Genomic DNA, 14,692 nt, shown 5'->3' with positions numbered 1-14,692 from the left:
CAGAAGAACAAAAATCAAACAGTAAAGGTCAACAGGCCCTAGGCGATAACAGCATAAATGAAGCACAGATTATAAAAGGAATAAAAAATGAACAACCATATAAACTATGTAGAATTAGCAGCAAAAGACTTAGTAGCAACACAAGCTTTCTTCGAACAGGTGTTTGATTGGCAATTTGAATCTTACGGGCCAGATTATATTGCGTTTGCAAATTCAGGCCTTGATGGCGGCTTTTTCCAAGCCGATGTGTCTTCTAAACAAGCGCAAGGTGGAGCGCTCGTAGTGTTATACAGCGATGAGTTGGAAGCCGTGCAAAGCAAAGTAGAGCAAGCGGGCGGAGAGATAAGCAAAGCTATATTTGAATTTCCTGGCGGTCGTCGCTTTCATTTTATTGAGCCGAGCGGCAATGAGTTTGCAGTGTGGTCCAAATAACCCGAGTTTAAAAGTAATTAGTTAACACATTCCTAATTCAAACCTCAGCTTAAATAACCAAACGGTGTGTTGTAAAGCCCCTTTACAGCACACGTAAATACTGAGGTTTTGCTGCAATAATCTTTCGTTTTCAGAACAGATAAAAACTTGAATTCGTTGCTATTGTGAACAATAGTTATTAAACACTGATGCAAACATCTCTTTGTGTTTGATACCTACTTACTGCGTGATCAGCCAATAGACTTATCTAATGGGTTTAGGTTTAGCGTAGAAGTGCTGGTGACAAGGGCAATCATTGTACAAAACACCGCTAAATGCATCTTCACCATACTTAGGTTTGATTAGGCAATGAGACGGATATTCTTAGTTGTTGGTATTTTACTCTCCTTAACCATGCTTATGGCCGATAAATTGGGCCTATTCTTATTGTTGCCTATTACTTTTATTGCCATCAGCGCTTTAGTTTTTTTGTTTGTAGCACTGCTTTGGTGGCAAGTACAAGATACTAAAAAAATTATGGTTGATGATGGCTCTAGCGTGCCACAAATGATGTTAGACAGCGACGGCGTTATCCTACAAGCCAATGAGCAAATGCAATCCATACTGGGTGTTGGCAGCTCAGTAATAGGGTTAAAACTTGAAAATTTAATCGCGGTGAGCGGTAATATCCATAGCGAGGGCAAGAGTGGTGCAACAAGCATGTTCGAAGCGCTCGTAACGCAAAGCTATGGTAATTGCACGACCAAACACAGTGGCAAAGTTATTAGTCCTGTTACTTTACCAATTAAAGTCGCGGATACCGTTACAGGATATCTCTGTTATTTTAATACTAGCAGCAGAGAAAACCGCCTCGCTCAGGCACTAGAAGAAGAAAAAGAATTGCTCGAAGTGACGCTGAGTTCTATTGGTGATGGCGTGATCTGTACAGACGTAAATGGTGTGATCACTTATATTAACCCTGTCACAGAAGCTATTCTCGCGATGTTAAATGAAGAAGTGGTCGGGCGGCGATTTGATGATGTTATGTCTATGTATCACGAAGAAACCAAAGCTTCGGTGAATAAATTCCCTGAGCTTTGTCTAAAGCAAGGCCATACCATTTGTTTACCTGAACTCACTTCCATCACCAATCATCTTGGTCTTACCTTTGCTATCCAAGATTCCTTCTCTCCTATTATAGCTAAAGATGGCAGCTACCTTGGCACTGTAATGGTCTTTCAAGATGTGACAGAGTCGAGATTGATGGCGAAAAAAATGAATCACCTTGCTCATCACGATGCATTGACCGGGTTACCCAATCGCTTATTGCTGCATGACCGTTTAGTGCAGGCTTGTAAACGAGCCAAGCGCATGAGTCATCAATTTGCTTTGGTATTTATTGACGTCAACAAATTCAAAAAAATCAACGACTCACTGGGGCACGATTATGGTGACTTATTACTCAAAGAAATTGCGAGTCGATTAACTCAGCAAATTCGAGGATGCGACACCGTTGCCAGAATGGGGGGCGATGAATTTGTGTTACTCATTGACGGGATCCAAGATAAAAAATATGTACGTAAGGTGGTGAGTAAAGTATTGAGTAGCGTTAATGGACAATATTGTTTGCGCCAAGTTAGCCTAAAAGCCACGGTGAGTGCTGGCGTTGCAATTTATCCTGATGATGGTGACAACACGGAAGCTTTGTTAAAGCATGCTGATACCGCAATGTATCGAGCTAAAAAAGCCACACAAACGGAGTTTCAATTTTATAACGCACGCCTAGATCACGAATCGGAACAGCGTTTAGTGCAAGAAAGTCGGATCATTCAGGGGTTAGATAATCGAGAATTTATTCCTTATTACCAGCCTATTGTCGATGCGCATACCCGCAAGATTAAAAAACTTGAAGTGCTCGCAAGGTGGCAGCAAGATGAACAATTGTTGGTACCTGAAGACTTTTTTGAAGCGGCATGTGATGGCGATCTGATGGTAGAAATTGGGCAACAGCTCAGAGCACTGGCCTTTCAGGCGATGAAAACATGGTTTTACGAGTACGATAATCTCGTGGTTAGCTTTAATTTTTCGCTTGCTGAACTCACCAATAAAACCGTAATAAAAAACTTTATGGAGCAGGCTGCGCAACATCAGTTGCCATCTCGGCAAATTGAAATAGAAATCAAAGAAGTTGACCTGATAGAGCTACTTGATAAAGCACCGGAAGTGATGGCGGAATTAGAGCAAACTGGTATGCGGATCTCAATTGATCATTTTGGTGTCGGGCATACCAGCATGCTGTACTTGCAGAAGCTCACGTTTGAAACCATTAAAATTCCACCGGCTTTCCTTGCGACCCCGCAGTCGGTTGCCTCACAAAATGATATTGCAAAATTGATAGTACAGATGGCAAAGAGCTTGGATGTAGAATGTGTGGCGGTAGGTGTTGAGACCGCGTTGCAAGCTAAGTCTCTTAATCTCAATGGCTGTCACCTTATCCAAGGCAACCACCTTTTTGCTCCGGCCCCAGAGTCAGAGATCACCCCGATTCTCAGTACCCATATGAGCATAGAAAGGCGCAGATTAGGTCAAAACTAGGTACATTCTAGTAACTCAAATCTTTATAGTTTATGCGGTATGTAAATAAGCACTTTTCGTTGAAATAGACAAACACCTCATCATTTTAGGCAAACATTCATAATTACGCTTACCTATACTAGATAGCAACAAAGCGCAGTGTTCTTGGCAACGTATATCAGCGCATTAGTCACATTCATTTTTGAGGGTTTCACATGAACAAAGTTACTTTTCCAAACACAAATGGTTTAGCTATCACGCTTTCAGGTTTACTCAATTTACCTACAGAGTTTGACGAGTTGAAGACTTATCCTGCCATTGTTGTTTCTCACCCCGGTGGTGGCGTTAAGGAACAAACTGCTGGCACCTATGCATCTAGATTGGCGGAGCAAGGGTTCGTTACCATCGCCTACGATGCTTCATATCAAGGGGAAAGTACGGGTGAGCCTCGTCAATTAGAAAACCCACATGTGCGTACCGAAGATATCAGTGCTGTGATTGATTACCTTACGACCCTGTCATTTGTTGATAACGATCGAGTTGGTGTCATGGGGATTTGTGCTGGTGCTGGCTATTCGGCGAATGCAGCAATCAATGACCAAAGAATTAAAGCGGTTGGTATGGTCAGTATGGTAAATATTGGACAAATGTTTAGAAATGGTTGGGATAATAGCGTAGCTGATGCACTTGCTATGCCTTATATTCAGGCGGGGTCTGACGCTCGCTCTGCTGATGCAAATAGCGATGAGACAGCAACAATCCCTCTAGCACCACTTAGAGAAGAGGATGCCCCTAACGAAGAACTTCGCCAAGCGTGGGAGTACTATCATACAGCGCGAGCCGCACACCCTACTGCGCCAGGTTTTGCAACTGCGCGAAGCCTGACTCAAATCATTACATACGATGCTTTTTTTAAGTCTGAAGCCTTCCTTACCCAACCGCTACTTGCGGTAGTTGGCAGTGTTGCTGGTAGCAAATGGATGAGCGATGACCTGATAGCAAGAGCGGCTTCAACAGACAAAGCCATGCATGTTGTGAACGGAGCAAACCACATGGAATTGTACGATGGCGAAGCGCAAGTCAATGAAGCCGTAAGCGTGTTAACAGCGTTTTTCAAACGTACGCTTTAGGTTTGGCTGTAAATGGGTAATTACCACTCGTTACTTGGAATCGGAGATAACAATGGTTCAGCAAGAAATTACGTTTAGAAATAAAGACATGGCTTGGGATATCGCTGCACTGATGCTAACCCCAGATGACTTTAATCCCTTGAACAAATACCCAGCGGTAGTGTCAGTACATCCGTTTGGTAGCTGCAAAGAGCAAACGTCGAGTGCTATCTACGGACGAGCACTGGCCGATGCTGGCTATGTGGTTATTGCTTACGATGCCAGCTTTCAGGGTCGTTCGGGAGGACTACCGCGATTCAAGGAAGATCCGCATCAGCGAGTTGAAGATATTAGCCATGCAATAGATTATTTAGTTACCTTAGATTTCGTGGATGCAAACCGTATTGCTTCACTTGGGATCTGTGGCGGCGGTGGTTATGTATTTAATTCAGCGCTTACAGAGAAAAGGATAAAAGCCGCGATCGGTGTGACGCCCGTTAACCTTGGTCGTTTATTCCGTGAAGATTTCTCTGAATTTAATCCTTTAGGTACGCTTGAGGCGATATCACAGCGGCGTACCGCGGAAGCATTGGGGGCTGAAAGGCAAGTAAATGAGCTGCTACCGCCAAGCCTAGAATTTGCTAAACAAAACGGCTTAACGGAGCGTGATGTTTTTGAAGCGACCGAGTATTACAAAACAAAACGAGGCCAAGCTGAGGGCGGTGCAACGCGGATGTTGTTTTCGCACGCGCACAAAATTTTAAGTTGGGACGCGTTTGCATTTGCTGAAACGTTGATGACACAGCCTATGATGGCCATTGTTGGTCAAAAGATAGGTGCATTTGGCGCTTATCGTGATGGTAAGGCAATATACGGGAAGTCATTTGCTTCGGCAGACAGGCAATTGGTTGAATTATCAGAGTGGTCTCATTACGATCTTTATGATCATCCAGAAGCCGTTGCGTTAGCCGTGGAGCAAATTATTCCATTTTTAGCTAAGCATGTGTAAGCACTAAGGGGGAGTTAAATGGTTGAGGATTATCGTGAACTCGTGAAACCACTGGCACAGCGTGTACTGCTGTGCTGTAAAAAGTCCGGAGATCATGAGAGCCAAGTGCAAAAGCTTTCTATGCATATTCGCAGTGCCCCAACAGAGCCATTACATTGTATTTATACGTTGAGTTTGGCGGTGGTGCTTCAAGGTACAAAGCAAATCTCGATAGATAACGAAATTTTGTTTTGCTCCGCAGGCCAAGCTATGCTGACGACGTTTGATTTACCGCTCATTTCTCATGTGACCGAAGCCTCTCGCCATCACCCCTTTGTTGGTATGCTTGTTAAACTCGATTACAACCTTATTTTGCAAACTGCGGCGGAGCTCAACTTAAGTAAGCCCGCAAAGCAATCAGTCACCAAATCTATCTCAATACATCATATTGATGCAGGCTTAACCGACGCATTGTCTCGATTATTTTCTCTTGAGTACGACGCAAATTTGCGAGATAGCTTAGCGCCGCTTATTGAAAAGGAAATCGTCATTAGATTGCTACAGGGGCCGCATGCTGAGACCTTAACTCGGTTGGCTTTTGAGGGGTCTGCAAGCAGTCAAATTGTAAAAGCAGTGAGCTGGCTTAAAACCAACTTTATGCGACCAATTGAAATCAATGAACTGGCAGAGCGAGTGCACATGAGTGCGTCTTCTTTTCGGCAGCATTTCAAAAGTACCACAGGCACAAGCCCATTACAGTATCTTAAAACCCTGCGTTTACAAGAAGCGCGAGAGCAAATGTTGATTAATGGTTTAGATGCCAACCAAGCCAGTGGTGTGGTGGGTTATGAGAGCCCGTCGCAGTTCAGCCGTGAGTACAGTCGATTATTCGGATTACCACCGCAAAAAGACATTCAGAGACTTAAATTGAGCTAAGTTTAATAAAAATATTCCTAAAACTTTCCCTTCGTTCGTTTATAGATTTACAGAGCTTCACTCACTTGCTCTGCCAACAACAAGAATGAAGGGAATACCATGAGCAATAATACATCTCGTTATAACAAACACCTTATTGCGCTTGCTATTAGTGGCGCGTTATTGGGGTCACACACAGCTATTGCACAAGCAAAAGAAACGCAAGAAACTACAGAAAAAAAGAAACTACTCGACCTTGAGCGAATTGTCGTGACTGGCAGCGGTGGGCGCGGCCAAACTAAGTTGGAATCATCGGTCTCAGTGACCACATTAAACGCCGAGCAGTTGGCGCGAGAAGCACCGCTAGGTACGGCGGATCTACTGGAAAGCGTGCCAGGCTTTTGGGTTGAAGATTCAGGTGGTGAAACCAACAATAATGTTGCGCCTAGAGGACTACGTGGCGGTGAAGGCTTCCGTTACATTGGCGTTGAAGAAGACGGGCTACCTGTGGTGTACGACGGCGTATGGGTTGATTTCTATCAGCGTCAAGATATCACGATTGAACATATGGAAGCGGTTCGTGGGGGCACCTCAGGCCTACTGACCACAAATGGCCCCGCGGCGTTAGTAAACTTTATTACCCGTAAACCGGATGATATTGAAGAAGCGACGATCCGCTTAACTGCTGCCGATTACGGCATGTATCGCGGCGAGTTCTTTTATGGCACACCCATTAGTGACAACTGGAAAATGTCGATAGGTGGCTCTTATCGTCGTTCTGATGGCGTGAGAGACACAGAGTTTACCGCAGATCATGGCGGTCAACTTCGACTCAATTTAGTACGTGAGTTTGACAAAGGCCAACTCACGCTGTCTGCCAAACACCTCAATGACCATACCACTTTCTTTGTGCCTATTCCGCTTAGAGATCAAAGCGACCCTAAAGGCATTGCTGGTGTTGACCCACAGCATGGCACCTTAATTGGTAATGGTCAGCGCTTTTTACACTATTTACAGCCTGATGGCAGCTATAAAACACGAGACCTTAAAGATGGGCAGCATACCAAGTTTAGTACCATAGGCTATCACTTAGATTGGGAGTTAAGCGACCGTTGGCTACTCAATACAGCTGGCCGTTACTCACAGTTTGAAAACGACATGTATATTTTGCTTAACTTCGATAACTCGACGCTCGTCAATGCCAATACCCGACTTGGGCAGCAAGATGTGCAAAATATGCTGGACCAGTTTGCCAGTGATGGCGCCGTTGCCGCACGGTATAGATACGTCGATAGTGGTGAAATACTGAAAGATGTCAGCAACTTAAACGGAAACGGCTTAGTCACCACAAGCTACCCGCTTTATTCGCGCTACGATGCTGAGCAGTTTGTTAATAAGCTCAATTTTACCTATGAAGGTGATCAGCACACGCTGACCATAGGGTGGTTATTTGCCTATGTAGATGCGGACTCCTTGCCAGTTGATAAATGGGAATCGCAGTTTTTAACGGAAGTAAAAGACAATGCTCGATTACTCGATATTGTTGCAGTTAACAGCAATCAACAAGTGGTTGGTCAATTAACCGACCACGGTTCAACAGGTTATGCTCCTGGTTGGGGACAGGCAACCGCTTTTGGTACCAGTACTTCCAACTCTTTATTTATCAATGAACAATATCAAGCAACCGATAACCTTCGTATTGACGGTGGGGTTCGGATTGAGTGGTTGGAGCTAGATAGCACCGCCTCCGCAACCACATTTGCACAGCCTGTTGCGGGCGCTTTTGACAGCGCTGGTAATGACATAGATAACAATCTTGCCAACAATTACGTCGATATGCCGTCAAACAAATTCCTGTCAAAAACTCGTAGCGAAACCGAAACCGCATGGACGGTGGGATTCAATTATACCTTCTCGGATGATGTGTCAGTATTTGGTCGTTATGCCGATGCCTTTGAAATGCCAAGGTTAATGAGCTTTGGTCAGAATATTCACTCGGGGGTTGATGCCGACTTTAATGACAGCGTTAATCTAACCTTTAGCGAGTTGGGTACTCGTTATGCTGGTGATTCAATTGGCGCATCACTGACTTTGTTTAGAACTAAATTTAATGACTTAGTGGAACGTAATTTTACCGGCAGCGATGGTGAGGTGGCGAATCAAACCATAGACACTGTCACCGATGGTCTTGAGTTTGAAACAGTGTGGCAGGCGCATGACAATTTACAGCTTGAGCTGACAGGCGTGTTGCAAGACCCAAAAATGGAAGGATTTACCGGAGCATTTGCACATTGGGAAGGCAAGCAAGTGAAGCGCACACCCAAAGTGCAGCTTAGGTTAACGCCAACCTACTACTTTGACGATGGTGATATCTATTTAACTATTCACCATTTGGGAGAGCGTTACTCAGATGGGGAGAATAAGTTTGAGCTCCCTGCCTACACCACAATCGATATGGGGGTGAATTATCGCTTTACCGACGCGGTTGCGCTGCATGTGAAAGCGACAAATATCAGTGATGAGCTCGGGTTAACCGAAGGAAACCCGCGGGCCATCAACGATGTTCAAGCAGGATACGACTATTACTATGCTCGGCCGATCTTAGGACGCACCATCAGCGCCTCGCTGACGCTGAATTTTTAGAGCCTAATCGGGTTCACCTGAGTGCGCTTAGTTCATTGTTGCTTAACTTTTTGCTCAGCCCACTATGTAGCAAGTCGAGTGTTGTGACCAAAACTCACTCAGGGGAACAAAAATTAAATAGCAAAGGTCATTAGGCCCTGTATTTCCCTTGCTAATTTGCACACTGCCCAGTGCTCATTAGTTCACTCAAGCCCGCTAAAAGCGGGCTTTTCTCAGGAAGTTATTATGAACCAGAGTGTCTTTTATACATTTTTGCAAAGCAGTTTATTACTGTTTTCTTTGTTGCTCACACCACTTTGTGCAGCGCTACAGATCACCCCAAAACCACTGAGTGCTAGTGTTGGTAACGGTCACTTTAACCTTACCCATGACAGTAAAATTACCTTTAACCAGCAGCAAGCTCAAAGCGTTGCGCAGCAATTAGCGACCTTGTTACGCCCGCCTACGGGCTATCAGTTGCCAGTGTCTCAGGCTGATAGCACAACTAAAAATAGTATTGCCTTTAAGATTGTCGATATACCGCTATCTCAAGAGGGATATGCGCTGAGCGTGACGCCTGAAGGGGTTGAAATACAAGCGAATACAGCGACCGGATTATTTTGGGGGATGCAGTCACTGCGACAATTACTCCCTGCTGAGATAGAGTCGCGTATGCCCATCAATCAGGCGAATTGGGCAATACCTGCGGTAGAAATAAAAGATCAGCCCAGATTCTCATACCGTGGCATGCATTTAGATGTAAGTCGGCACTTTTTCGATGTGGCGTTCGTGAAGCGTTATATCGATTGGCTGGCGATGCATAAATTCAATGTCTTTCAGTGGCACCTAACCGATGATCAAGGCTGGCGAATCGCCATTGATGCGTACCCTAAACTAACCGAGATTGGGGCAACACGGCCTCATACCGTGGTTGGCCATACCTATGATTATCAACCATTGTTTGATAATAAAACGGTATCGGGCTTTTATACCAAGGCGCAAATTAAGGACGTGGTTGAGTACGCGCAGGCGCGACATATTGAAGTGATCCCTGAAATCGATATTCCGGGGCATAGCAGTGCGATGCTTGCCGCATATCCCGAGTTATCTTGCCACCAGCGAGCAGTAAAGGTGCAGCCACAGTTTGGGATTTTTGAAGATGTGCTTTGTCCCCGTGAAGACGTGTTTGCGTTTCTTGGTGTTGTATACAAAGAGGTTGCCGAGCTATTTCCGAGCCAATATATCCACATTGGTGGCGATGAGGTGATAAAAAAGCAGTGGTTAGAAAGCCCCGAGGTGAAAAAGTTGATGCAACAGCATCAGTTAACCACACCTGAGCAAGTGCAAAGCTATTTTATTAAACGGGTCGCTAAAATCGTCCAAAATCTTGGCAAAACGGTAATTGGTTGGGATGAAATATTAGAAGGAGGGGTGGCGGATGACGCCGTGATCATGTCTTGGCGGGGCACGGAAGGAGGCATCCAAGCTGCAAAAATGGGCCATCAGGTGATCATGAGTCCTTATCAATATATTTATTTTGATGCCTATCAATCGCGCAATCTTGATGAACCCAAAGCCATCCACGGGCTTTCAAGTCTAAAAAACGTTTATCAATATGAGCCACAGCCGAGCCACTTAAGCGCTGAGCAGCAAGCCTTTATTATTGGTGCGCAAGGGGCACTTTGGACTGAATATATAAAAACACCTCGTCATGCCGAGTATATGCTGTTTCCGCGCTTGAGTGCGCTGGCCGAAACATTGTGGTCGAATAAAACACAAAAGTCGTGGTCTGATTACAGCCAATATCGGTTACCCGCGCTTTTAAAACGTTACCAGCAGATGCACCTCAATACTGCTTATAGTAGCCATAAGCCTATTATTTCAAGCGAGATTAATGGGCAGCAGCTCGTCGCCACCATCACCTCTGAAATTGCCGACACGGCTATTTACTATACCTTAGACGGCAGCGAGCCAACGCTGCAATCGCAGCAATATCAAAAGCCACTAGTGATAACTGACGAAACGCAGCTTCGTGCCCGCAGTTATGTAAGCGATTTGGGGCAATTGGTAGGCGATGCGCGTTTAACGCTTTCACCTCATTTAGCGCTTGGAAAAGAAATAACGCTTGCCTCGTTAGCTGCCGAAGGCTCTGCGACTAAGCTGCAGGATGGTCAATTTGCTTATGATCAATTTTACAGCGTTGATGATTATGCGATTTTTTACGATACCGATCTTGAGGCGGTTATTGACTTAGATGCGTCAACGCAAGTGCAGCAGGTTAAGCTGGGCTTTGACAGCGGGCGACATAGACAACTGCACCCGCCAACACATATTCAAGTGCTGGGTTCAAGTGATAAACAGCAGTGGCAAACGTTAGCTGAGGTTAACAATCCGCGAGGGCCCATGTCGGTGTTGTCGTTTGCTCCTGTAAGTGTGCGCTTTTTAAAGGTGGTGGCCATTAATAGTAAGCAATCTGACGATATTCAAATCCCCAAACTTCCCCTGTATATCGATGAAATAGCGGTATATTAATCACACCAGCCCTAATTAGGGCTTTATTTATGATTCCATTCCCAACTTCCTCGGCTCAAACGTTTACATAGATAGAGTGGCAGCAGTACGCGCTCTATCCGAACAATAACAATATTTTAGGAGCCAACATGTTTGCAAAAAAACAGATAATTACTGCCTCACTGTCAGGCTTAGCCTTGTTGACTGCGAGCCACTATAGCGTCGCACATCCTCACCCAGATAACTTAGCATTACGCTGGCAAGTCGTGGATCATGGCATTGGAGAGAATATCTTTCTTGGCAGTTTGACGATTACTAATAATGGTCTTGAGCCATTGGGTGAGTCTGGCTGGGCGCTTTATTTTAGCTCGGTAAGGCCGCCTGCAAGCGTACTACCAGACTCAGATCCAAATGGTCAGTATGCGCGCCAGCATATCGCCGCACAGAATCTAAGTTTAGAAAATGCCGATGAAGCAAAAAGTGGTGATTACTTTGTACTTAAGCCCGCAGTGGGTTTTGCCCCCATTCAACCGGGTGAATCTCGTACTATTGAAATCGTTGCACAGTATTGGCAAATGCTGAAAAACGACTCACCGTCGGGTTTTCACATTAGCTACAATAATCAAGCGCCTCAAGCTGTGCTGGTGGATGTGATGATGGACTCTAGCGATCCAAAACAAACAAAGCAAGCGGTTAACGATAATATGCCGGTGCAAACGTCCGCCATCCGATTCGCCGAAAACAGCGCGACGCACATGACATTGCCGCTGAAAAATCGCTTGGTTCCTCAGCCCCATTCAGTGGTCACACCGAATGATGAATTCTTAACTTTGATGAGCCAATTAACCAGTATTTCAGCGCCGACTTCATTGACCAAAGAAGCCTCCTTCTTACAAACTGCGCTGCGCGATATTCTGAGTGGCACATTTGCGATTAATAGCACTGTGCAAAATGGCCCGAACCTTATCAAGTTGCAGCTAGACCCAAATCTCGATACCAATCAAGACAATCAGCCGGACTCAAGTGGCTATAAGCTTGAGGTCGATGCATTTTCGGGGATCACCATTACCGGAAGTGACGCCCAAGGGGTGTTTTATGGCATTCAAACACTTCGTCAAATGATCCCTACCGCTGTGTATAAAACGGCTAAAAACTCAGCCACTTTGTCCGACAATGCCGTACTACCCGCTAGCACTATTTTGGATGCACCACGGTTTGAATATCGGGGCATGATGCTGGATGTGTCGCGTAATTTCCAAAGCAAAGAAACGGTATTTAAGTTGTTGGACTTAATGGCATTTTACAAGTTAAACAAATTTGAAATTAACCTTGCCAACGATGAAGGTTGGCGACTAGAAATACCGGGTATTCCTGAACTCACGGAGTTTGGGGCAAAGCGGGGGTATGACCTGAGCGAAAGCACGATGCTGCATACGTTTATGGGAGCTGCCAATGGCTTTGCACCAGGAGATGGGATTGAAAATAAACCCACGGATGAAACCGCGGCAAACTTAGGTACCGCGCCTAGTTATCAGGGGTTTGAAATTGCGCAGCAAAATTTTCTCGGTAAAGGCTGGGGCTACTACACGGTGAATGATTTTAAAGAAATTCTTCAGTATGCCGCTGACCGTCATATTGATGTGATCATCGAATATGATTTTCCAGCCCATGCGCGCGCAGCAATCAAAGCGATGGAATATCGCTACAACAAATATAAAGATAGCGACCCAGTTGAAGCAAATCGTTTTAGATTGATTGATCCGCTCGACCAGTCGCAGTATTACACCCCACAATTTTATACCGACAACTTTATTAACCCAGCGCTTGAGAGCACCTTTACTTTCCTCAACCATGTGGTGAAAGAAACACGCGCCATTTATGATGCCGTGCCCGATGCGACATTGACTCGGCTGCATGGCGGTGGTGACGAGCTGCCACATTTAGGTCCGAATGAATGGTGGGCGCAATCTCCAGCGGTCGATCAAAACCCAGCTACAGCGGGCAAAACCGATGCAGAGCTGTTTGACTACTTCTTTTTACGCTGGAAGCAGATAGTCAATCAGCATGGTTTTGATATGGCAACTTGGGGCGATGTGTTGTCGCACAATGGTACGGGTAATGTTAGTTACGGTGAGATATTCCCCGTGTTTTGGAATAACGTGTGGGGTTGGGGCAATGAGCATCAGGCCTACAAATTTGCGAACCAAGGTCACAAAGTCGTGCTGGCCCATGCGACAAACTTGTATCTTGACCTTGCGTATAACAAACATCCTGATGAAATAGGCTATCACTGGGCAGGTTACACAGATACCAAAAAGGCGTTTGAATATCGTCCGTTTAATATTTACGCCAATGCAGAGCGTGACAAGCTCGGCAATCCAGTGCCGTGGGACCCAAAATGGGTGTTACTGAGCGAAGCGGGTAAACAAAATGTTCAAGGTATTCAGGCGCAACTATTTGGCGAAAACCAAAAGTCACCAGAAATTCTTGATTATATGACTTTCCCGAAATTACTGGGTGCTGCTGAGCGTGCATGGGTGCAAGATATGCCAGCGCAAGGCGCAGCGACTACTGAGGCTTGGCACACCTTTACCAATACCTTAGGACAATACGCTCTACCACTATTGGACTATTACCAAGTGGTCGATATTAATGCTCAAATACCACAGCAGGTAGGGGTAAATTATCGTATTCCATTACCTGGAGGCGCGATTGAAGGTGGTAAGTTAATCGTCAATACCCGGTTTGTTGGCATGGCTACGGAGTATTCGGTTGACCAAGGCATAACATGGCATCGCTATGAAGGGCCTGTGACATTGACCGCGTCATCTAAAGTACAACTCAGAACGGTGAGTGATTCGGGCAAAGTAAGCCGAGTCGCAACGGTTAATTAAGCAAATTGGTTTAAGCAACGCCAGCGAACCTATTAATTTATGGGTTCGCTGCACGCTAACACAAATGGAAGAGTAGGATGCGTATTCATGCCACCGTTATTATCTTTTAAGCGTAAAGCCGTTGATACCACTACGGCAGCTGCAAACGACGACCTTGCACGTCGTCAGCAGGTAGAGGAGTTGTTTTTAAAACAACAGCAAAAGCTGATCCGCCACATTATGGGCAAAGGGTTAGACAAACGTGAGGCGGAAGACGTTGCCCAAGAGGCGTTTGTGAAATTGCTTGGACTTGAGCAGGATAATGTCAGCAACTACATCGCTGCGTACTTGTATAAAATTGCAACCAATTTGGCCATTGATAAGCTGCGGCGTAAAGCGCGTAGCCCGTTTGATGATCGTGAGCACGATAGCGATCAAATGCCACAACCTTACGCAAGTGCTAACCCTGAACAAAACCACCACAACCAAGAGCTACTTAAAGAAATGGAAAAGTCTCTCGCAAGCTTACCCGACAAATGTAGGCTGGCTTTTTTATTGTATAAAATACGTGGTCAAAGCTATGAGGAGATAGCTTTGACCTTACAGATATCCCCAAGTATGGTAAGAAAATATGTATTACGTGCAGTTCGTCATTGCTACCAGCAGTTACAGCATGAGCTTTGATCATG

9 protein-coding genes are annotated in these 14,692 nt (G+C 45.2%); all 9 read left to right on the top strand.

Translation table 11 applies throughout. The features are described 5' to 3' along the window. The first annotated feature begins 87 nt into the window (after positions 1-87). The 9 genes from BB427_RS15440 to BB427_RS15400 all read left to right on the top strand — a co-directional run bounded on the left by BB427_RS15440 (position 88) and on the right by BB427_RS15400 (position 14,687). Positions 88-432 (top strand): VOC family protein, encoded by a 345-nt coding sequence (locus BB427_RS15440; RefSeq protein ID WP_069021731.1) that lies wholly within the window; start codon positions 88-90, stop codon positions 430-432. Positions 433-780: 348 nt separating this feature from the next. Continuing rightward, on the top strand, positions 781-3,006 hold the full coding sequence (locus BB427_RS15435) for an EAL domain-containing protein (protein WP_254663652.1): 2,226 nt from the start codon (positions 781-783) through the stop codon (positions 3,004-3,006). Positions 3,007-3,200: 194 nt separating this feature from the next. Beyond that, positions 3,201-4,115, top strand: a complete 915-nt coding sequence (locus tag BB427_RS15430) for an alpha/beta hydrolase (protein WP_069021728.1) — start codon at positions 3,201-3,203, stop codon at positions 4,113-4,115. A gap of 52 nt (positions 4,116-4,167) precedes the next feature. After that, positions 4,168-5,103, top strand: coding sequence for an alpha/beta hydrolase (locus BB427_RS15425; protein WP_069021726.1), 936 nt, complete (start codon positions 4,168-4,170; stop codon positions 5,101-5,103). 18 nt (positions 5,104-5,121) lie between these two features. After that, entirely contained in the window at positions 5,122-6,018 is an 897-nt protein-coding gene (locus tag BB427_RS15420) for an AraC family transcriptional regulator (protein WP_069021724.1), read from the top strand. A gap of 99 nt (positions 6,019-6,117) precedes the next feature. After that, positions 6,118-8,640, top strand: a complete 2,523-nt coding sequence (locus BB427_RS15415) for a TonB-dependent receptor (protein ID WP_069021722.1) — start codon at positions 6,118-6,120, stop codon at positions 8,638-8,640. A 225-nt stretch (positions 8,641-8,865) separates the two neighbouring features. After that, entirely contained in the window at positions 8,866-11,151 is a 2,286-nt protein-coding gene (locus BB427_RS15410; protein WP_069021720.1) for a beta-N-acetylhexosaminidase, read from the top strand. Between the two features lie 128 nt (positions 11,152-11,279). Further along, positions 11,280-14,024 carry a family 20 glycosylhydrolase gene (locus tag BB427_RS15405; protein WP_069021718.1) on the top strand — a complete coding sequence of 915 codons (2,745 nt, stop codon included), beginning with the start codon at positions 11,280-11,282 and terminating at the stop codon, positions 14,022-14,024. Between the two features lie 87 nt (positions 14,025-14,111). Continuing rightward, the gene (locus tag BB427_RS15400) at positions 14,112-14,687 is read left to right on the top strand and encodes an RNA polymerase sigma factor (RefSeq protein ID WP_045988918.1); all 576 of its coding nucleotides are present in this window, start codon (positions 14,112-14,114) and stop codon (positions 14,685-14,687) included. The last annotated feature ends 5 nt before the right edge of the window (positions 14,688-14,692 follow it).

It is taken from the genome of Pseudoalteromonas sp. BMB, from assembly GCF_001709235.1.
Lineage (GTDB): Bacteria > Pseudomonadota > Gammaproteobacteria > Enterobacterales > Alteromonadaceae > Pseudoalteromonas > Pseudoalteromonas maricaloris.
The sequence above is the reverse complement of the archived record's forward strand: the minus strand, read 5'-3'. Positions and strand labels throughout refer to the sequence as shown.

Coding starts and splice junctions, on each gene's coding strand:
- BB427_RS15440 (WP_069021731.1), top strand. CDS start 88: ATGAACAACCATATAAACTATGTAGAATTAGCAGCAAAAGACTTAGTA.
- BB427_RS15435 (WP_254663652.1), top strand. CDS start 781: ATGAGACGGATATTCTTAGTTGTTGGTATTTTACTCTCCTTAACCATG.
- BB427_RS15430 (WP_069021728.1), top strand. CDS start 3,201: ATGAACAAAGTTACTTTTCCAAACACAAATGGTTTAGCTATCACGCTT.
- BB427_RS15425 (WP_069021726.1), top strand. CDS start 4,168: ATGGTTCAGCAAGAAATTACGTTTAGAAATAAAGACATGGCTTGGGAT.
- BB427_RS15420 (WP_069021724.1), top strand. CDS start 5,122: ATGGTTGAGGATTATCGTGAACTCGTGAAACCACTGGCACAGCGTGTA.
- BB427_RS15415 (WP_069021722.1), top strand. CDS start 6,118: ATGAGCAATAATACATCTCGTTATAACAAACACCTTATTGCGCTTGCT.
- BB427_RS15410 (WP_069021720.1), top strand. CDS start 8,866: ATGAACCAGAGTGTCTTTTATACATTTTTGCAAAGCAGTTTATTACTG.
- BB427_RS15405 (WP_069021718.1), top strand. CDS start 11,280: ATGTTTGCAAAAAAACAGATAATTACTGCCTCACTGTCAGGCTTAGCC.
- BB427_RS15400 (WP_045988918.1), top strand. CDS start 14,112: ATGCCACCGTTATTATCTTTTAAGCGTAAAGCCGTTGATACCACTACG.